The organism is Hyalangium sp., assembly GCF_045802625.1.
Lineage (GTDB): Bacteria > Myxococcota > Myxococcia > Myxococcales > Myxococcaceae > Hyalangium.
The window spans coordinates 1-20071 of sequence record NZ_JBJMQP010000197.1; the positions used below are offsets into that span (position 1 = coordinate 1).

Below are 20071 nucleotides of genomic sequence, written 5' to 3' on the forward strand. Positions count from 1 at the left end.
CTCGGGGTCTACCGCAAGACGCTGCTGTTCCCGCTGACGGAGTGGGTGCCCGAGTTCATGGACACGCCCACGGTGCGTGGCCTGCTGCCGTGGATGGGGACGTGGAAGCGGGGGCCGGGGCCGCGCTTGGTGGACTTTCCCCTGCGAGGCGGGCGAGTGCTGAAGGTGGCGCCGCTCATCTGCTACGAGGCCATCTTCCCCGGCTATGTGGCCCAGGCAGTGAGTCAGGGTGCGGAGCTCATCGTGACGCTGTCGAACGACTCGTGGTTCGGGACGTCGGCGGGGCCCAGGCTGCACCTGACGCTGGTGGCGTTCCGGAGCATCGAGACGCGACTGCCGCAGGTGCGGGCGACGAACTCCGGCATCTCGGCCTACATCAGCCCGACGGGAGAGATCGTCCAGGAGGTGCAGACCGGCCAGCGCGCGGGAGTGCGGATGACGATCCCTCCCACCGAGCACTTCCGCACGCTGATGCTGATGTGGGGCGACTGGTTCGGCCCCACGGCGCTGGTCGCGGGCATGGTGCTGCTGCTGGTTCAGGCACTGCTGTCGAGGGCACGGCGGCCCCGCGAAGCACGTTAGGTCCCGGACTCCGCCCACCGCTGGGGCGGGACCGGCACCGTCAGACGTGAGCAGGCTCGAAGCCGCTGGGCCTCGGGGTGTAGGGCTCGTTCAGGAGGTACGCCTGGATGAGCTTCAGGTCGCCGGTATCGAAGCCCGGCTTGTATTGCTGCACGGCCTCGGGCTTCTCGTCGGGCGAGTCCCTCAAGGCCGGGACCCAGTCAGGCCTCACGGGGGCCTTGGCCTTCTTCTTGTCCCGGTAGAGCTCCACCACGTACTGGCCTGTCCGCGTGGGCACCCTCTTCACCTGGATCCGCTCGTAGCCGAGGCCCGTCTTGTGCCAGCGCTCCATGCGATCGCCGCCCCAGCTCTTCACCTCTTCCAGGTAGCGGACCGTGTAGCCCAGCAGCGCCAGGGCCTCCATGTTGCCGCTGCGGAAGCCCAGGTGCTTCGTCTGGGACCAGCGGTGGAGCAGCTCGTAGAGCTTGAACTGCTCCATTCGAGTGCTGCACCACTTCGCATCGTCGTCTCGCCAGAACTCGGTGAAGTCGAAGATCCGGCCCGGGCTGAGCTTCTCCATCTCCTTGAACCGCAGCTTCTTCTTCTGCTCCTCCTCGGCGGAGGCCTTCTCGCTCACGACCGGCTTGTCGCCGACGATGAAGACGTAGTCGATCTTGCTCTCGTTGAGGGCGAGCTGGATGAGCTGCTTCATGCCCTCGAAGCTGGTGTCGTGCTCGACGTGGATCTCTCCCTTCTTGCCCGTGAACCGGCTCCAGAGCAGCAGCACCCGCGCCTCCTTGAGCTTCTCGAAGGGCACCTTCCGGCCGTTGAGCCACTGGACGATGGCGGGGACCTTGGGCACAAACTGCTCATCCGTCACCTGCCACGTGTCCCGGATGATCTGGCGCGCATCGCTCTCGGACCAGTTGATGACGCTCAGGTAGCGAGTGCCGAAGTCGACATCCACCACCCAGAAGATCGGACCCGGGGCGGAGGACTTCCCGACGAGGGTCCGCGCCAGCTCCTTGCGCTTCTCATCCCGGCCCGTGGAGGTATAGGCGAACGGCTCGGCGCGCTTCTCCAGGCCGCTCTGCTTGTAGAAGTCGAGGATCGACCTGGCGTGCTTGCTGGTGGAGGGATCTTCCGGCTGGAGCACGATGACCCGGCTCAGGGGCGAGAGCAGCAGCGACGCCGCGATGCCGAACATGTCTCCCGAGGCGTCTCCGGATTGGAGCGTGATGACGGGGACGGTGATCAGCATGGAGTTCTTGACGTAATTGACGACCTGCCAGAAGCCGCTCTCGGGGGTGCGGCCCTGCGGGCCCTTGGCCTTCAGATCCTGGACGATGCGGGGCAGCGAGTCCCTGAACTCCTGGAGCCCGGAGATCAGGACACTGGTCAGCGTCTGGAGGAAGCCGCTGAGCTCCTCCGGGTTCAGCTCCTTCCGCCCAGCCTTCTCCTCGAGCGCCTGCCACCAGACGTCGGCGTCCATCTGGTGAGACATGGCACTCCAGAGGAGCTGTTCCACCGTGAAGACCTTGTCCGGATCGGTGGCGATGGAAGGCCACAGACTCTTGTCCAGCGTGTCGATGACTGCTTTGACGACGTCGTTTCGTAGAGGCATGAGCACACCCGTCCTTTCCCTCGAAGGGATCAACGAATGGGTGGGGCGCCAACGCTTCGTGGCAGGCCGAGCGGTACGCCATTGCGTAGAGCCCACGGACACTCCGTAAGAGAGCCCATGAAGCCCTCATCCGTCCGCCAGCCTTGAGGATCCAGGGCGAGGAATGTGCTCCCATGCGCCTGCTGGGGAGCATGGTCACGAGAGCCTGGAACCAGCGCGGAGGGATGCCATGAAGGTGAGCCTGCAGGATGCGCTCGCACGATGGCGGCGGGGCAGGGGACCTCGTGTGCGGCGAACGGAGCGACCGGTTCGGCCCCGGAGACTTCCTGTTCGTGCCCGCCGGAGTGGTGCACCGCTTCGTGGACTTCACGGACGACATGGTCGTCGTCTTCCATGGACCGGAGGGAGGTGAGCACCCGGAGGCGGGAGGCTAGCGTCAGGTACCATCACACGACAGGCCGCCGATTGACGCGACAGAGGTGCTCTTCGCCACTCTGTATGAAGCGCTTCGCCAACTCGGCTTTGCCTGACCGCCCGTGCTCGAGGAGGTACGTCAGCTCCGCAGGCAACAGCGCTTTCACCGTGATGAGGCGCACTTCGCCAGCGGGCGTAATGAAGCCTCTGGGCAGGTCCTTCGACTCCACTCCCAGCAACACCGCGACGCGACCCTCAGGGGTGACAAACTCCCTGGGCATTCTCTCGCCGGAAACCTCCATAGAGACGTACCCCTTGAGCAGCCACTCACGCAGGTGCTCGTGCTCAGCCACTTCATCACCCACGGACTGAAGGAGCTGTAAGAGCCAACTCCTTGCTGCGGACTCCACCGGCTCATCCGTTTCGATGACCAGCTCCAACCCGAAGCCTGCTGATGGCTCCTCGCGATCGATGAACGGATCCGCCAGTCCTTCTGTGGCCAGCAGCGTGCGCCCCTTCGGACGGTGGATGACGCGCCAAGCCTGAGTCTGTCCGGGCCACAGTGGACCGCCCATGACGATAGGGATGAGGGATTCCTTCTCCAGTTCTCCCAACGAGCGGTAAGCGGCCTCTCGAGCAGCATTTATCTGTCGCAGCAACTCGTTGTGCTTCTGCGCTGAGTGAACTCTGTCCTGTTCGGCAGTCCTTGGGCCCGTCACATCCACGAACTTCGATCCTGTGGCGCCTATGTCCTCAAGGGCGGCCTTGATGTCCTCGGAGACGATGAGGACCACCGGCCATCCCCATGGACGGAATACCCTGGCATCGCCCACCTTCGTTGGATCAATGCGCAGGCCAGCGACGACCCGGTATTCACCCACGAGATCGGGCTGACCGTCCTCGGCAGTCCAATACTGCACCTCCTCGCAGGCCGCATCGTCGATGCATCTCGGCATGCGCAGAGCGTTGAGCGCAAAGTACCTGTCTGTCTGCGATTCGACCTTTACCGGGATGAGCTGCACATCATTCGGGGCCAATTGACGGAAGACGGTAGCCACCGTCTCATGAATGATAGGCACTGCTGCCCCTGCCACCGAAAAGTCCAGCGGCCTTCCTGGGAGAGACAAGGGAATCCGGATCACTCCCTCCACAGAGACAGGCTCGCCTCGCCTGAACAACCAGATCCCGATCTTCTTTCCTTGTTCATCGATGGGCGCCCCGAGTTCCCAGCGTCCGGGGACATGAACATCATCAGACAGCTTGAAGTATCGCATGGACAAGGTGAGTCCCCACTTCATTCGGTTCGGGTCACCAACTTGTTGAGCCGAGACCCTGGCGTGGAGATCTCCCGGGCCAACCTCCGGAGTTCCGCAGTAAGGGCCTGCTGGCACTGTTGGAGAGTCCGGCATGTGGATGTTGCCCGGTCCAATCGTTCGTAGACTTCCTCGTGATACGCCTGCGGATGTGGCCCCCTGTGTCCGTTGATGCGAACCCTGTTGGCTGGGTCATTCAGTGACATCTCCGCCCGGTCGAAGATCTGCTGGAACTTGGGTGTCCAGGGGCCTCCGCCGCGGGTGGCATCGGGCCACTTGTCCGTGGCTATGTGGTGCTCGGGACCCTCCGCATCCACCGGACTGGAAGCCGCCCCGCTCAGGCCCTCGGCCACTGAGGCGACCGCGTTGGGCGCAAGGGCAATGGTGACTGCTTCGGTGGATACGGTCACTTCCTCCACCTGAGCCACCTGTGTCAGGCGGATTCCGGCCTGCACCGCACCCAGTTCCGAAGCTTGCACGGAGCCTGGCAGCGTGGGCACCTTGGCTGCGAAACTGGATGCCGTCTGGCCGATGGCTGCCGATAGCAGCAGCGCGAACGCCCGCGCGGCGTTCTTCCCCATCACCTTGCCGTAGGTCCTCCCGGCCTCTCGGAGTTCCGAGAACGAGGTGGCACGGTCCGCTAGCTCGACCAGCCGCCGCCAGCCTGTGATGAGCGTCCAGAACGTGTCTACGCCGACGTAGCAAATGAAACTGGCTGTCAGGACCGCCGCGAGGCCTTTGGAGAACGGTTCGGGCAATGTCCACATCACGGCGTAGAGAGTCATCGTCCAGATGATGGTGGCTTTGATGGTCTCTGGGTCGGCCATTCCCTTGAAAGACTCCATCATCTCAGGCAGCACCTCTTCCATGGCGAAGGACATGGCGAGGGTGTAGCGGCTATCACCTGTCAGGACGGGGTTGCTCTCCAGGACTCTGCGGCAATCCCGAGGTTGCCCTGAGGACTCACAGAACCGCAGGTATTCCTGGGTTACTCGCACATCGATGGGGGCCCACTGCGAAGCGGGGAGTTGTTCATCCAGGGGAGCGATCCCCTGGTGCTGATTGTATTTGTACCAGCCACTCCGAGGTGTGACACCGAGTAGTGCCCGGGCAGCTTTCTCGGGGTTGGCCGAGGACCTCATCTCCCGGGCTTGCTTGGCGATGGCCTGCGTGAACTCCTCGTCCTCCAATTCCGCTGGTTTGACTTGTCCAGTACGAGGGATGTGGATGATAGGGGGACCCTCATTTGTATCGAGACGTACCACGCGCGTGGTGCTGCATGCGGTGGATAGGGTCAGGAGCAAGACAAGGACGTTCAGACGAGAGCCCATGAGAAGTCCTTCTGGTCAGAAGGAAGCCAACCTATGAGAATACTGCTCTGGAGACGATGCCCTCTTTCTTCAGAGATCTTGGACTTCCTGCCGATTGGGCACAGTGAGCCATCCTCACCATGGCAGGCGAAGTAGACAACAGAGTGGGCGCCTTTGTTGATTTTGGATATCCAGAAGCCAATGTCGTCAGCTTTTGGTCGAGTGATCCTCATTCCATGCGCTTGACTGGGATTGATGGGGCCAGAGATTTTAACCTATGCCAGTAGCCGTGAGTCATCCAGATCCATGTCTGTGATCAAATCCACGCCGTGACGCGCGAAGCGCCGGGCCGCGGCCATCACCTTCGGTCCGTGGCCGTGATCCAGGCACCACTGCGCGTGCTCCACCAGCATCGCCAGCTCCAGCGTCCGGCCCAGCGTCAGTGAGAAGCGCCGCGCTCCCGCCTCCAGCCCCACCGGGTTCGCCAGCGCTCCCGTCACCCAGCCCCTCGCGTGCTCCAGCGCGTCCTCCGCCGCCTTCACGCACGGCTTCAGCCCCGAGTCCTTCGCCGTCGCCAGCCGCCGCTCCACGTTCGCGTGGAACACGTCCAGCGTGCCTTCCTTCGCCAGCGCTCGCAGCGCGTCCAGCGAGAGCACGTTCGTCGTGCCCTCCCAGATGCTCATCACCTGCGCGTCCGCCAGAATTCGCGGCAGGCCCGTGTCCTCCACGTAGCCCGCTCCTCCGAAGCCCTCCACTGCCTCCGAGGTCAGCGCCACCGCCTGCTTCCCCGTCGTCAGCTTCGCCAGCGGCGTCACCAGGCGCTGCAGCAGCAACTCCTCCTCCGTTGCCACCTTCGCCTCCATCTTCCCCAGCAGCTCCGCCGCCTGGAACGCCATCAGGAACGCGCCCTCGAACTCCGCCTCCATCCCCGCCAGCGTGTCCACGTGCAGCGGCTTCTCCCCCAGCTTCGCCCCGAACTGCACCCGCTTCGCGGCGTAGTCCTTCGACAGCGCCAGCGCCCGCCGCATCGCCCACGCGCAGCCCATCGCGTTCCACGTCCGCGTCACGTTCAGCATCGACGACATGTTCCGGATGCCGTCCGTCAGCCCCGCGATCGGCACCGCCAGCGTCCCGTCCAGCGTCAACTCCGCCGTCGGCACCTTCCGCGTCCCCAGCTTGTCCTTCAGCCGGTTGATCAAAATCCCATTCAAGAGGCCGTCCGGCTTGCGCGTCTCCACGAAGAAGATCGCCAGCCCCTTGCCGCCCGGCCCGTTGCCCTCCGGCCGGGCCAGCGTCAGCGCCATCTGCGACGTCGTCGCCGACGTGAACCACTTCGTCCCGTACAGCCGCCAGCCCTCCGGAGACTGCCTCGCCACCGTCTGCGTCAGCCCCACGTCCGAGCCGCCCGTCCGCTCGGTCATCCACTGGCCCGACGTCCAGAACGTCGCCGGATCCCTCGACGTCAGGTGGGGCAGGGCGCGGGCGATCAGCTCCTGGTTCCCCAACGACAGCAGCGTCCGCGCCGCCCCGTCCGTCATCGCCAGCGGGCACGAGTACACGTCCAGCGACGGCTGGATCACGTAGTTCAGCGCGAACTGGTGCACCCGGCTCAGCTCGGCGCTCTTCTGCTCGTACGCCACCGCCACCAGGCCCCGCTTCGCCGACAGCGCCTCCGCCTCCCGCCACAGCGGCGATACCTCGATCTGATCCACCCGCCGGCCCCACGCGTCCCACTGCGTCAACTCCGGCTCGTTCAGCCGATCCCGAAGCTGGAACTCGTAGAAGTACTTCCCACTCAGCTCGCCCAGCTCGCGGAGCTCGTTCGTGACGGAGCGGCGCAGCTCCTCGGGGAGCCGGCGGGCGAGGTAGGACTGCAGCAGGGCGTCGTCGTCGTACTGGTTGCCGAGGCGGGGCGGTTCCTGGAAGAAGCTCATGCCTTCGAAATTAGCACCCCCCACGGGAGAATTCCGGGAGTTGGGGTAGGCTAGGCCCATGCCTGAGTTCAAGAGGCCTGGGGTTCCCTCCGAGTTCGAGTCGCCTGACTTCAGCACCGACCCCAACCGCCGTGTCACCCCGGTCGAGACCCCCAAGGCTCCCTCCTCGACGCTGGCTCCGCCACCGCGTCCCAAGGGTGTCACCGGCGCTGTGAACGCCCTCCCACCTCCACCTCCTCCCCAAGGGGAGGTGACCCGCGCCGCCACGCAGGCTGGCTATGCCGGCCCTGATCGCCGCACCGCCGCCGCTCCGCCTCCCGGCCCCGATCGCCGCACCGCCGCCGCTCCGCCGCCCAGCCCCGAACGCCGCTCCGCTGCCGCTCCGCCGCCCAGCCCCGAGCGCCGCCCCGCGGGCACCCAGCAGCGCCGCGCCGTCGAGTCCTCCGCGCCGCCCCAGAGGGCGTTCTTTCCCCAGCAGCCTCGCAACATCGAGGAGGCGGGGCTCAACGTCGCCATGGTGGAGGAGCTCATCCTCAAGGCCGTCTTCTTCGCCGGCGAGATGCGGGGCATGGACATCTCCAACCGCCTCAAGCTGCCCTCCGCCATCATCGATGAAGTGATTGAGGGCCTGCGCCGCCAGAAGTACCTGGACATCCGCGGCGGCGGCGCCTCGGGCGTGGGCAAGTCCACGATGATCTACCAGCTCACCTCCTTCGCCACGGAGCTGATGCGGCAGATCCTCGATCGCAACCGCTACAACGGCCCGGCCCCCGTCCCCATCCAGGACTGGGTCTACGCCGTGAAGAAGCAGACCGTGCGCGGCAACCGCATCACCCGCGCCCGGATGGAGGACAAGTTCGGCGACCTCAGCATCCGCGACTACATCTTCGACGGCATCGGCCCCGCGATGAACTCCGGGCGCGCCATCTTCTTCTACGGTCCGCCCGGCAACGGCAAGACGGCCATCTGCCAGTGCATGGTCAACTGCTTCGAGGGGGACATCTTCATCCCCTACGCCATCATGATCGACGACTTCATCGTCCGTCTCTACGATGGCATCCTCCACACCGCCGTCGAGGATGAGCCCGGCGCTCCGTCGTACGATCGGCGCTGGGTCCGCATCAAACGCCCCCTGGTGGTGGTGGGCGGCGAGCTGACGATGGAGATGCTCGATCTCGTCTACTCGCCCGAGGTGAAGTACTACGAGGCCCCCTTCCAGCTGAAGGCGATGAACGGGATGCTGCTCATCGACGACTTCGGCCGGCAGAAGGTGTCCCCGGTGGATCTGCTCAACCGGTGGATCGTCCCGCTCGAGAGCGACGTGGACAACATCACCCTGCACACCGGCAAGAAGGTGCAGGTGCCCTTCGACGTGTTCACCGCCTTCTCCACCAACCTGGATCCCTCGGCGCTGGTGGACGACGCCTTCCTGCGCCGCGTGCGCTACAAGCTCGAGGTGCAGCGCCCGGATGAGAATCAGTTCTTCGAGATCTTCGAGGCCATCTGCCGCAAGCGCGGCGTGCCGTACGATCCGGAGATGGTGGAGTACCTGATCGAGAAGCACTACCGTGCCGTGGGCCGCCCCTTCGCCGCCTGCCAGCCCCGGGATCTGCTCGATCAGGTGATCGACATGGCCAACTACCTGGGCATCGTGCCGCAGCTCAACCCGGTGCTCCTGGACCGGGCCGTGCGCAGCTACTTCGTCCGCTTCGACAAGAGCACGCCTCCGGCGCGCGGGGCGCCTCCGGCCTTGGGAGATGAAACGCCGTAGCCGCTCGAGGGCTCAGCCGGCGGGCGGGGCGAAGGGCCCCCAGGGCGAGGGCTTGAGCCACTCGCGCACCTCGTCCACCGGCACGTTGGAGAGCACGTCCACGATCGACAGGCCGTACACGAAGCGGCCCTCGCGCCCCTGCGGATAGGCGGGGTAGCGGAAGCGCTGCCACAGCAGCCGCACGCCCACGTCCCGGAAGGCCGCTGGTTGCAGGTACAGCGTCGAGCCCGTGCCCGAGTAGTAGGTGTCCGCGCCCAGCTGCACGCAGTACGAGGCCAGCCGCCCCGTCTTGTCCGGGTGCGAGCGATCCAGCGATGAGGCCAGTTGCACGCGCGGAGCCAGCCCCAGCGGCTCGTAGAACAGCGCCATGCTGGAGAGCAGCGTGCGCAGCAGCGAGCCCGGCCCCTGGGCCTGAGCCGCCTCCGCGTAGAAGGGCTCCAGCCGGGGCAGCACCTGGCCGCGGAAGTAGGGCCGCCGGCCGTACAGCGTGGTGATCGCCTGCAGGTGCTTGCGCGCCCACGGCTGGCTGACGTCCACCGAGAGCTCCGAGAGCAGGCTCTCCCGGTGCGCCCCCTCCAGGGGAATGGAGAGCCACTGAAAGCCCGGCTCGCTGGGTGGCGGGGTGGGCACGTGGTGCGGCAGCGCTACCCGCGTCCGCCGCTGCCACCCCCGCCTCAGCCACTGCACGTTGTCCAGGATCAGCAGCGTGCGGGCCCTCGCTACCTGCTCGTAGAAGTCCAGCCACGGCAGGTAGTGCGGTTGCTCGGCGACCAGGACCCCAGGCGTTTCAGACACGCAGGGGAGCATATCGTCCGACATCAAAAACGTCCTGTGATCACATTCTCGCTGGACTCTTTCAGCCCTGGCCGAAATGATTGGTTGGAATTGTAACGGTCGGGTTCCAGGGCTTTGAGAAATGAGGATTCTGCTCGTCACCGCTGACCCCTTTCCGGCGCTCGTCGGAGAGTTGAGGCGTTTGGGTCACGTGGCCGAGGTCGAGCCCGACTCAGCGGAGGCGAGGCGCATCCTCGCTCGTGAGCCCGTGGAGGTGGTGGCGGTGGAGGCCGCGCGCCTGGCCTCGGATGCGCGGTGGTTGGAGTCGCTGCGCGCCAGCTTCGGGCCGGGCGTGCTCGTGCTGGGCCTGGCCTCTTCGTGGGCGGAGGAGGAGCTGTCCACCCTGGTGGCGGCTGGGGTGGATGAGTACCTGGTGGCGCCCTTCGTGCCCGCCGAGGTGAGCAGCCGGCTGACGCTGCTGGCCCGTCGGCGCGCCGCCTCCGAGCAGGCCCTGCGCGAGCGCGGGCGCGGCGAGGTCGCGAGGCTCACGGACATCATCCAGCTCCAGTGCGAGGTGCTGTACGCGGGGCTGGAGCTGCAGCGAGTCATGCGGCGCATCTGCGAGCAGGCGTGGACGCTCTGCCGAGGGGATGGGGCGGCGGTGGGGATGCTGGAGGGCGACATGCTGGTGTACCGCATCACCGTGGGCGCGGTGGAGCCCTTCCAGGGCTTCCAGATGCCGGTGAAGCAGAGCCTCACGGGCGACACGGTGCTGCGCGGCGAGGTGTTCTACGCGGCGGACACCGAGCAGGATCCGCGGGTGAACCGGGAGGCCACGCGGAAGATCGGCATGCGCTCCATGATCACCGTGCCCCTGCGGCATGGAGAGCGGGTGGTGGGCGCGCTCAACATCCTGGCGCGGGAGCCGAACGCGTTCACCGCGCAGGAGCAGCGGACCATGGAGCTGCTGGCGGTGATGCTCGGCGCCGCCATGGCCAACGCCGCCGACTTCGAGTCCAAGCAGGCCCTGGCCGCCGAGCGCGCCGCCGCGCTCGCCAAGCTGCAGGAGACGCAGGAGCTGTTCGCCTCCTTCATGAACAACGGCCCGGCGCTGGCGTACATGAAGGACTCCAACGGCCAGCGCGTCTGGGTCAACGAGCCCTACCGGCGCTTCTATCAGATGGGCTCGAGGGATCCGCGCAGCCTGAGCGATCGCGACATCATGCCGGAGTCGCTCGTCGAGACCGTGCGCCAGCGCGATCGCGAGGCGCTCGATTCCGGGCAGCTGTCGGCGACCGAGGCGATGATGCCCGCGCCGGACGGCTCCGAGCACTACTGGCTCACCTATCGCTTCGCCGTGCGGGATGGCGCGGGCCGGCGCTTCATGGGCGCGGTGTCGCTGGACATCACCGAGCGCAAGCGGGCGGAGGCGGCGCTGCGCAGCTCCGAGGAGAGCTTCCGCGCGATGATTGAAGGCTCGCCCGAGGCCATCTTCGTGCACCGGGGTGGGCCGCTGCTCTACGTCAACCCGTCCGCGCTGAGCTTCCTGGGGCTGTCAGCCTCGGAGGTGGTTGGCACCTCGGTGCTCGATCACGTGCACCCCGAGGATCGGGAGCTGGCCACGGGGCTGGTGGACGTGGCGCCGGATCAGCTGCGCCCGGGCACCAGCGAGCTGCGCTTCCAGCGGCGCAGCGGCCGGGTGATGACGGCGGAGGTGAGCCGGCTGAGCCTCGTGTTCCACGGCGAGCAGGCCACGGTGGTGAGCGCGCGAGATCTCACCGATCGCAAGCAGATGCAGTCGCGGCTGGTGCTGTCGGATCGGCTGGCGGCCATGGGCACGCTGGCGGCGGGCGTGGCGCACGAGATCAACCAGCCGCTGACGTTCGTGATCTCCAACCTGTCCTTCCTGGCCAACGAGCTGCGGACGCTGGTGGGCGAGCTGCCCCCGGGGCGGCTGACGGAGGCGGAGGAGGTGCTGCGCGAGGCGGGGATGGGGGCCAACAAGGTCCGGCAGATCGTCGCCGATCTGAAGACGTTCTCACGCGCGGATGACGATGTGCCCACGATCGTCAACCTGCAGCACGTCATCGAGTCGGCGCTCACGATTGCCCGGGCGGAGCTGCGCGCTCGGGCCACGGTGGTGCGGGACTACGCGGAGGTGCCGCCGGTGGAGGGCAGCGAGGGCCGGTTCGGGCAGGTCTTCCTCAACCTGCTGATCAACGCCGCCCAGGCCATCCCGGCGGGGCAGCCGGAGCGCAACGAGATCCGCGTGAAGCTGCGCTCGGTGCAGGACCACGTGATCGTCGAGGTGCGCGACACGGGAGCGGGGATTCCTCCGGAGATGCGCTCGCGCATCTTCGATCCGTTCTTCACCACCAAGCCCGTGGGCGTGGGAACCGGGCTGGGGCTGTTCGTGTGCCAGGGCATCATCACCCGCTTCGGTGGGGAGATCTCCGTGGAGAGCGAGGTGGGCTGTGGGACGACGTTCCGGGTCATCTTCCCCACGGCGCGAGCGCTCCGGGGAGCCCGTGTCAGCTCGTCGTTGAACTCGGGCGGAGGCGAGGGGGATGGCGCCTCGTCCGCTGCTCCCCGGCCCTGAGCCTCACGGCCGAGGAGGGGCGCTCACTTCGGAGGCTCGCTGCCGCCGGGGGCTGAGCCTCCCGAGCCGTGGCGGAAGACCGGGGTGAAGACGCGCGGAGCCTTCTTCTTGCGCACGCACCGGATCCGCTCGCTCATGTAGCAGACGGAGAAGGCGCGGCGACGCTGGCCGGTGCGGCTCGGCCCGGAGCGGTGCCAGAGGTGGTTGTGCAGCAGCACCACCTCGCCGGCCTGCGCGGGCAGGAGCACCCGGCGGATCTCGGCGTCGGCGTCGGCCACGCGATCCGGAGGGATGACGCCGCCCAGCGGGGTGACGAGCCCTCCTCGGTGGCTGCCGGGCACGACCTCCAGACAGCCGCCGTCCGCGGGCGCGTCGTCCAGGGCGGTCCAGATCTGCAGCTCGGGCTCCTGGGTGATTCCCCAGAGCCGGCCCCCGTCCTGGTGCCAGGGCAGGTTGCTGCCTCCGGCCTCGCCCTTGTGGAAGAGGATGGCGCGGTAGATGACGATGTCATCCGGGATGCGGGCTCGGGCGATGCGCTCGAAGAGGGGGTTCTCCAGCCATGCGCGGAAGCGTGGATCCAGCTCCAGCTTCTCCAGCTTGCGGTAGTTGAGCGACGGCCCCTGCCAGCCCAGCCCCAGCGGCGCGTCCTCGTAGCGGCCGGTGGGCGCATCGAGCTGGAAGAAGAGCCCCGGGTACGTCACTCGCCCGAGCATCAGCTCATCCGCGCGCTCGCGCAGGGCCTTCAGTCCTTCTTCGTCCAGCAGCACGCCCAGCCGGGCGTAGCCATGCTCGGCATAGTGGGCCAGCGCCGAGTCCACATCGAAGCGGTGGGCATCCACGCGCAGCACGATCACCTCCCAGAGCAGGCGTCCGGGCACGGGAGCGCCTCGCGAGGCGGGAGCCTGGGTGCCAGCCGGGCGTTGGAAGTGCTCATGGACACACTCTCGGGGCCCCGGGCACGGACGTCCAGCGTCTCGCGAGTGGACGGCAGGCAGGTCATGGAGCTTGCATGCCGGTCAGCCCTGCCGCATTTATCTCCTTGGCCTATGCCCTACCGTCGGCTCACGCGCTTCGTCAGTGCCCCGGATGGGACCCGGATCGCGTACCACACGCACTGCGGGAACCTGCCCGAGGAGAACGTCGAGTGGGAGATGGCCTCCCGGCCCTCGGTGCTGCTGACCAACGGGATTGGCACCTCGGAGAACTTCTGGCGCCACATCGTGGCCAACCTCGAGCAGGACCACCGCGTGGTGCACTGGAACTACCGGGGCCACGGGCACAGCGATGAGTCTCGCAGTGGGGATTACTCCGTTGCCACCCAGGTGGAGGATCTGGAGCGCGTCACCGAAGAGCTGATGCGGCGGGGGAATGGACAGCCGCCCCACCACATCGCCTTCTCGATGGGTGTGCGCATTGTCCTGGAGCTGTACCGCCGGCGGCCGGACCTGATCCCCGCGATGACGCTCATCGCCGGCGCTCCCGGAGCGGCCGGATCGTGGAAGCCAGGGCGGCTGGCGCGGCTCGGGTTCGGCGCGATGCGGCAGGCGATTGATGCGGTTACACCACTGATCCCCCTGGCCGCTCCCATGGTGCGCGCCTTCCTGGCCAGCCCGCTCGCCTATCCCGCGGGCCGGTTGACCGGGACCCTGCGAGCCCGGGCCCCCCGGGCGGATCTCGACGAGTTCTTCGCCTCCCTGCGCCGGATGAGCCCCGAGGCCTACTGGAAGACGCTCCAGGGGCTCATGGTGGGGCACGCGTGGGACGTGTTCGCCCGCGTCCAGGTCCCCACCCAGCTCATCGCCGCGACGCATGATCTGATCGTGCCGCGCAGCGACATGGAGCAGATGCGGCGGGTGCTGCCCCAGGCGCGCTGGCTGCTGGTGAAGGAGGCGGGGCACGCGGGGTTGGTGGAGGCCGGCAGCGAGATCGCCGACGCGGTCCGGACCTTCCTGGTGGAGCAGGGGATCGAGCCGCCCTCCATGGCGCCCTGATTTCGACTGGACCCGAGAGGGGCCGGCGCGCCATAAGCACCGTGTGCGAGTCGTCTCCTGGAACGTGAATGGACTGAGAGCGGTCCACAAGAAAGGGTTCGAGCGCTGGCTCGCGGGCTCGCGGGCCAACGTGGTGGCGGTGCAGGAGGTCCGCGCGCGCGCCGAGCAGATCCCGGAGGAGCTGCGGGCCCTGAAGCGCTGGCGCACCCACTTCGTGTCCGCCGAGCGCCCGGGCTACAGCGGCGTAGGCCTGTTCGCCCGCGCCGAGCCGGACGACGTGGAGACGGCGCTGGGCGTGAAGGAGGTGGACGCGGAGGGGCGCCTGCAGCTGGTGCGCTTCGGGCGGCTGACGATCGTCAACGGCTACTTCCCCAACGGCAACGGGAAGAACCGGGACAACAGCCGCATCCCCTTCAAGCTGGACTTCTACCGCAGGCTCTTCGAGCGGCTGGAGAAGGCGCGCCGGGACGGAGAGCGGATCCTCGTGGTGGGCGACTTCAACACGGCGCACCAGGAGCTCGATCTGGCCCGCCCGAAGGACAACCGCGAGACGAGCGGCTTCCGCCCCGAGGAGCGCGAGGAGTTCGACCGGTGGATCCGCGCCGGCTGGGTGGACACGTTCCGGCACTTCCACAAGGGAGGTGGGCACTACTCCTGGTGGACGCAGCGGCTGGACGCGCGGGCGCGCAACATCGGCTGGCGGCTGGACTACGTGCTGGCCTCGCACGGCGCCATGCCCTTCGTGAAGCGCGCGGCCATCCACCCCGAGGTGTTTGGCTCGGATCACTGCCCCGTGAGCGTGGACCTGGATCCGAAGATCCGGTAACTCCCCCGGCACCCATGAATGCTCTGCTCTCGATCTACACGTGGCTGGAGATTGGCCTCGTCGCGCTGGTGGGCTTCTTCGTCCAGTTGGTGCTCGCCGTCCTCACCTGGCCCTTCGATCGCCGCAAGGTAATCACCGGGCGCTGCTTCCGGCTGATCGGCGTGACGGCGGCGAAGCTGACTCCCTTCTGGCGCTTCGGCGTGCATGGCACCGTGCCCCAGCGCCTGCCGCCGCGCACCGTGGTGGTCAGCAACCACGAGTCCAACGCGGACCCGTTCCTCATCTCCTTCCTTCCCTGGGAGATGAAGTGGCTGGGCAAGGCCAGCCTCTTCAAGATCCCCGCGGTCGGCTGGAGCATGTGGCTGGCCGGCGATATCCCCGTCACTCGCGGCGACCAGGAGTCCGCTCGGGGCGCCATGGCGCAGTGCGCCAAATGGCTGGACAAGGGGATGCCGGTGATGATCTTCCCCGAGGGCACCCGCTCGAAGACCGATGAGCTGCTGCCGTTCAAGGATGGGGCGTTCCGGCTGGCCATCGAGACGGGGGCGGACCTGCTGCCGCTGGCGGTGAGCGGCACGCGGCGGGCCCTGCCCAAGCACTCCTGGCGCTTCGCCCGCTCCAAGGGGTTGGTGACGGTGGGGACCCCCATCTCCACCCAGGGAATGACCCTGGCGGACGTGGAGCGGCTCAAGGCGATGGCCCGGGAGCAGATCCTCGCCCTCCGAGCCTCCCTGCTCCCGTTGACGAGCGCCGGACAGGACCCAGGGGAGGGGGCTCGCGCGGCCTGATCCAAAGAGTCGTACTGCGGGAGGAAACTTTTTTTCACTCACTCCGACAATGAGGATGGAGCATCAGATCGACCTGAAGGCGTTGGATTTATGAACGTTACGACTCGTTTCCTGCCGGAGCTTTCCAGAGCGGCCTCTTCGGCCCTGACGGCGGATTCGTCCGCCAAGGGCTGGAAGCCCATCCCCCAGATCAACCAGCTTCACCCCCAGGGGGCGGACCAGGACTACGTGAACGGCGCCTACAACTGCGCTCCGGCCGTGGTGGCCATGCTGGCTCGCGGCTACGGGCGCCAGTCCGGCCTCAGCGACGCGGACCTCATCGAGCAGCTCGGCGATGACATCGTCACCAAGGACGGGACGGATGCCGATGGCGTGGCGCGGATGCTGGCTCGCGCCGACGTCCCCCCGGCGGGCGAGGCCCTGGGCGCCAACTACAAGGACTCGCAGCTCAAGCAGCACCTGAACCAGGGCCACATGGTCATCGCCCAGGTGCGGACCTCGGATCCAAAGGGCGATCAGGACAGCGCCCACTACGTGCTCGTCCAGGGGATGACCAAGGACGGCAACTACATCATCTCGGATCCCCTGGCCAACAAGCCCTACGTGGCCACCGCCCAGCAGCTCAAGGAGGCCGTCCTCAAGGCGCCGCCGGATGGGGGCATGCTGATCCCCGTCGCCAGCCCGGCGGAGGCTCGGAAGATGGCCAAGCCCACGGCCACCGCGACTCCGGTTGCGGAGGGCAAGGGACCGGCCGCGGCCCCCACCGCCGTGGGCGGGACTCGGGCCCCCATGGCCGCCCTGGCCCCGGCTCCGGCCGCCAGCCCCGCGAAGGCCGTGGCGGTTCCTGTCGACTCCTTCGAGGCTCCTGATCCGAAGGCCTTCACCGTCTCGGATGACGTGTTCGAGGGCGTGGACACCCGGTACAAGGAAGCCCCGAAGAAGACCAACGCGGTGATGCAGGACAACGAGAAGAAGAACCAGTTCCAGCTCGACGTCCGCTACGGCGAGGGGGGCGCGCCGCGCGCGGACCAGACCACGCCTGTCACCTCGGACGACAAGGACGCGGACCAGTTCGCTCAGGAGATCCGGCAGCGCAAGGCGAGCGGGGACATGAGCGCGTACGACACCCTGGACAAGCTGGAGCAGAGCTCCTCGGGCAAGGACCGCCAGGTGCTCGAGAAGGTGAAGGAGGCCGACAAGAAGGATCCGGGCATCGGCAAGAAGACGCTGGGGGATGCCTTCTAGGGCTTCGCGCCTTGCCCGAGTAGGATGCCGAGCCCATGGAGGATTCCAAGACCGAGCCCCGGGGAGCACCGCCCGAGGCCGACCCTGACGCGCCCACCCGTGGTGCTCGTCCCGCGTCTTCTCATCCCCGGCCGGCGCCTCCCTCTTCCTACGAGTCCCAGCCTTCAGACGAGGGCTCGGAGGAGAACTACGAGCTAGCCCAAGGCACGCGCGTCGAGCGCTACGTGCTGCTCAAGCCCCTGGGCCAGGGCGGCATGGGCGTGGTGTACGCGGCCTATGATCCGGATCTGGATCGCAAGGTGGCCCTCAAGCTGCTGCGCCCGGACAAGCAGACGCCCGAGGGACACTCGGCGCGGGCGTGGATGCTGCGCGAGGCGCAGGCCATGGCCCGCATCTCCCACCCCAACGTCATCTCCGTCTATGACGTGGGCACCTTCTACTCGCAGGTGTTCGTGGCCATGGAGTTCATCCAGGGCCGCACCCTCAGCACGTGGATCCGCAAGGAGAAACACTCCTGGCAGGAGATCCTCCGCGTCTTCCTGGAGGCGGGCCGCGGGCTGACGGCGGCGCACCGGGCGGGGCTGGTGCACCGGGACTTCAAGCCGGCCAACGTGCTCGTGGGGGAGAGCGGACGCGTGTGCGTGCTGGACTTCGGCCTGGCCCGGCTCGCCGAGCTGGCCGAGGCGGAGGAGCAGAGCGCCGAGGGGGAGGAAGAGACGCATGTGGAGCGCGCCCAGGAGCCGGTCGCGCTGGAGCTGCCGGACAACAACAACATCGTCATGGGCACGCCCCAGTACATGCCCCCCGAGCAGTACCTGAACCAGGGCGTGGACGCGCGCGCGGATCAGTTCAGCTTCTGCGCCTCGCTGTACTGGGCGCTCTACCTCAAGCGCCCCTTCGAGCCGCGGCAGGTGGCTCGCACGGCGGCGCAGAGCTCGCGGGGCACGTCCGGCACGGCCGAGAGCTGGAAGAATCTGCCTCACGCCACCGCCGCCCGCGAACCGCCCGCGGACGCGAAGCTCCCCGTCTGGGTGCGCCGCGCGGTGATGCGCGGGCTGTCGCTCAACCCCGAGGATCGCTTCGCCTCCATGGAACAGCTGCTGGAGGCGCTCTCTCAGCATCAGCGCCGGGCGCAGCGGCGGGGAGCGCTGGCGGCGGTGGGCGCGCTGGCGCTGGCCTCGGCGGGGGTGGGCGTGTACCTGTTCCACCAGAGCCGGGTGTGCGCGGGCTCGGAGTCGCTCGTGGCCTCCACGTGGGGGCCCGAGGCGCGCAAGAAGCTGGAGACGGCCTTCAACGCCACGGGCAAGCCCTTCGCGGCGGAGACGGCGCTCAAGGTGGCGCACCTGCTGGACGGGTACGCGGGCGCCTGGGCGCGCATGCACACCGAGGCGTGCGAGGCCACGCGCGTGCGCGGGGAGCAGACGGAGCAGCTGCTCTCCATGCGGATGGTGTGCCTCGACAGGCGCCGCCAGGATCTCGGGGCGCTGGCGAACCTGCTGGCCGAGGCGGACGCCAAGGTGGTGGAGCGCGCGGTGGATGCCGCCGCGGCGCTGCCCTCGCTGCAGCCCTGTCAGGACATCGCCTCGCTGGCCGAGCAGCCTCCGTTGCCGGCGGATCCGGCGCTGCGCTCCACCATCGAGAAGCTGGGCGAGCGGATCGCCGAGGTGAAGGCGCTTCATGACGCGGGCCGGTACAAGGCCGGAGTGGAGCTGGCCCGGAAGCTCGAGCCCGAGGTGGTCGCCACCTCCTACCTGCCGCTCCAGGCCGAGCTTCGCTACCACCTGGGCTGGTTGCTCCAGCAGGACGGCGAGCCGCAGGACAGCATTCCCCAGCTCGAGCAGGCCTTCGACACCGCCGAGTCCAGCCGCTCGGATCGCACCCGGCTGGAGGTGCTCACCAAGCTCATCTACGTGTTCGCCAACAACGGCCACCCCGAGGAGGCCGAGCGGTGGGGCAAGGTGGCGACGGCGATCCTGAACCGGGTGGGCGGCGAGCCCTCGCTGGCGCTCGATCTGATGGGGAACCTGGGCTACGTGGCGCTGCTGCGGGGCCGCTACCAGGAGTCCCGGGACTACTTCGAGAAGGCACGCGCGCTGGCCGAGTCCACCCTGAGCCCGGAGGATCCAAAGCGGGCCAAGGTGAGCCACGGGCTGGGCCTGGCGGCGCTGAAGATGGCGGACTATCCGCATGCCATTGCGCTGCTCGACGAGTCCCTGCGGCAGACGGAGGCGGCCAAGGGCAAGCTGCACCCGGAGGTGGCCACCCGCCACACCATGCTCGCCACGGCCTACCGTGAGAGCGGGGACCTGGAGCATGCGCTCGTCCACGTCCAGCAGGCGCTCGAGGTGCGCCGCGCCACGCAGGGGCCGGAGAACCCGGCCGTGGCCGATGCGCTGGACGAGCTGGGGATGAGCTACATCGCGCTCAAGCGGTACGACGAGGCGGTGAGGACGTTCCGCGAGGCGCTGGACATCAAGCGCAAGGTGCTGGGGGAGGACCACTCGGATCTGTCCTTCTCGTACGATGGGGTGGGGCAGGCGCTGCTCGCCCAGGGACACGCCGCCGAGTCCATCGAGCCGCTGCGCAAGGCGCTCTCTTATGAGGACACCGAGCCCGAGCAGCTGGCGCAGACGGGGTTCGCGCTCGCCAAGGCGCTCTGGGAGACGGGCCAGGGGCCAGGGCCGGCGCGTCAGGAGGCTCAGAAGGCCCGCGAGCGGTACGTGAAGCTGGAGAAGCCCCAGCAGGTGGCCGAGATCGACGCCTGGCTCGCGGCGCACGCCGAGGCTCCCGCGCTGGCTCCGGCCAAGAAGGACCGCCTGCCCAAGCACAAGGGGCGTTGAGGGAGCGGCGGGCCTCGGCGGCTGTCAGAACCGGCCCGCGAGTCCTCCTATGGGCGAGATCGAAGGCTGGGAAGAATCGAA

15 protein-coding genes are annotated in these 20071 nt (G+C 67.7%); 9 read left to right on the plus strand and 6 right to left on the minus strand.

All coding sequences use genetic code 11. The features are described 5' to 3' along the window. Window positions 1-582, plus strand: a 582-nt coding sequence (locus tag ACJ8AT_RS33080) for an apolipoprotein N-acyltransferase (protein WP_407741947.1), incomplete at its 5' end; no start/stop codon positions are given. A gap of 40 nt (window positions 583-622) precedes the next feature. Here the strand turns inward: ACJ8AT_RS33080 and ACJ8AT_RS33085 are convergent. Then, window positions 623-2185, minus strand: a complete 1563-nt coding sequence (locus ACJ8AT_RS33085; protein ID WP_407741948.1) for a hypothetical protein — start codon at window positions 2183-2185, stop codon at window positions 623-625. A gap of 248 nt (window positions 2186-2433) precedes the next feature. Here ACJ8AT_RS33085 and ACJ8AT_RS33090 point away from each other — a divergent pair, with 248 nt between their 5' ends. Further along, a complete protein-coding gene (locus ACJ8AT_RS33090) occupies window positions 2434-2619 on the plus strand; it encodes a hypothetical protein (RefSeq protein WP_407741949.1) in 186 nt (61 codons plus the stop codon). Window positions 2620-2631: 12 nt separating this feature from the next. On the opposite strand, the gene ACJ8AT_RS33095 is transcribed toward ACJ8AT_RS33090, so the two are convergent. The 3 genes from ACJ8AT_RS33095 to ACJ8AT_RS33105 all read right to left on the minus strand — a co-directional run bounded on the left by ACJ8AT_RS33095 (window position 2632) and on the right by ACJ8AT_RS33105 (window position 7156). Continuing rightward, complete coding sequence (locus ACJ8AT_RS33095; protein WP_407741950.1) at window positions 2632-3873, minus strand: suppressor of fused domain protein; 1242 nt, start codon at window positions 3871-3873, stop codon at window positions 2632-2634. Window positions 3874-3893: 20 nt separating this feature from the next. Continuing rightward, window positions 3894-4793, minus strand: a complete 900-nt coding sequence (locus ACJ8AT_RS33100) for an AHH domain-containing protein (protein ID WP_407741951.1) — start codon at window positions 4791-4793, stop codon at window positions 3894-3896. Between the two features lie 704 nt (window positions 4794-5497). After that, window positions 5498-7156 (minus strand): acyl-CoA dehydrogenase family protein, encoded by a 1659-nt coding sequence (locus ACJ8AT_RS33105; RefSeq protein WP_407741952.1) that lies wholly within the window; start codon window positions 7154-7156, stop codon window positions 5498-5500. A gap of 58 nt (window positions 7157-7214) precedes the next feature. Here ACJ8AT_RS33105 and ACJ8AT_RS33110 point away from each other — a divergent pair, with 58 nt between their 5' ends. Continuing rightward, window positions 7215-8927, plus strand: coding sequence for an ATPase (locus ACJ8AT_RS33110; protein ID WP_407741953.1), 1713 nt, complete (start codon window positions 7215-7217; stop codon window positions 8925-8927). Window positions 8928-8939: 12 nt separating this feature from the next. Here ACJ8AT_RS33110 and ACJ8AT_RS33115 read toward each other — a convergent pair whose 3' ends face one another. Next, window positions 8940-9722 carry a WbqC family protein gene (locus tag ACJ8AT_RS33115; protein WP_407741954.1) on the minus strand — a complete coding sequence of 261 codons (783 nt, stop codon included), beginning with the start codon at window positions 9720-9722 and terminating at the stop codon, window positions 8940-8942. 190 nt (window positions 9723-9912) lie between these two features. Here ACJ8AT_RS33115 and ACJ8AT_RS33120 point away from each other — a divergent pair, with 190 nt between their 5' ends. Next, window positions 9913-12300 (plus strand): PAS domain S-box protein, encoded by a 2388-nt coding sequence (locus ACJ8AT_RS33120; protein WP_407741955.1) that lies wholly within the window; start codon window positions 9913-9915, stop codon window positions 12298-12300. 23 nt (window positions 12301-12323) lie between these two features. Here ACJ8AT_RS33120 and ACJ8AT_RS33125 read toward each other — a convergent pair whose 3' ends face one another. Continuing rightward, window positions 12324-13148: a phytanoyl-CoA dioxygenase family protein gene (locus ACJ8AT_RS33125; protein ID WP_407741994.1), complete on the minus strand. Its 825-nt coding sequence runs from the start codon at window positions 13146-13148 to the stop codon at window positions 12324-12326. 198 nt (window positions 13149-13346) lie between these two features. Here ACJ8AT_RS33125 and ACJ8AT_RS33130 point away from each other — a divergent pair, with 198 nt between their 5' ends. The 5 genes from ACJ8AT_RS33130 to ACJ8AT_RS33150 all read left to right on the plus strand — a co-directional run bounded on the left by ACJ8AT_RS33130 (window position 13347) and on the right by ACJ8AT_RS33150 (window position 19990). Beyond that, on the plus strand, window positions 13347-14291 hold the full coding sequence (locus tag ACJ8AT_RS33130) for an alpha/beta fold hydrolase (RefSeq protein ID WP_407741956.1): 945 nt from the start codon (window positions 13347-13349) through the stop codon (window positions 14289-14291). Between the two features lie 43 nt (window positions 14292-14334). Then, entirely contained in the window at window positions 14335-15117 is a 783-nt protein-coding gene (locus ACJ8AT_RS33135) for an exodeoxyribonuclease III (RefSeq protein ID WP_407741957.1), read from the plus strand. 14 nt (window positions 15118-15131) lie between these two features. Continuing rightward, window positions 15132-15905, plus strand: a complete 774-nt coding sequence (locus ACJ8AT_RS33140) for a lysophospholipid acyltransferase family protein (RefSeq protein WP_407741958.1) — start codon at window positions 15132-15134, stop codon at window positions 15903-15905. A 90-nt stretch (window positions 15906-15995) separates the two neighbouring features. Then, window positions 15996-17150, plus strand: a complete 1155-nt coding sequence (locus ACJ8AT_RS33145) for a C39 family peptidase (protein ID WP_407741959.1) — start codon at window positions 15996-15998, stop codon at window positions 17148-17150. 35 nt (window positions 17151-17185) lie between these two features. Next, a complete protein-coding gene (locus ACJ8AT_RS33150) occupies window positions 17186-19990 on the plus strand; it encodes a tetratricopeptide repeat protein (RefSeq protein ID WP_407741960.1) in 2805 nt (934 codons plus the stop codon). Window positions 19991-20071 lie beyond the last annotated feature (81 nt).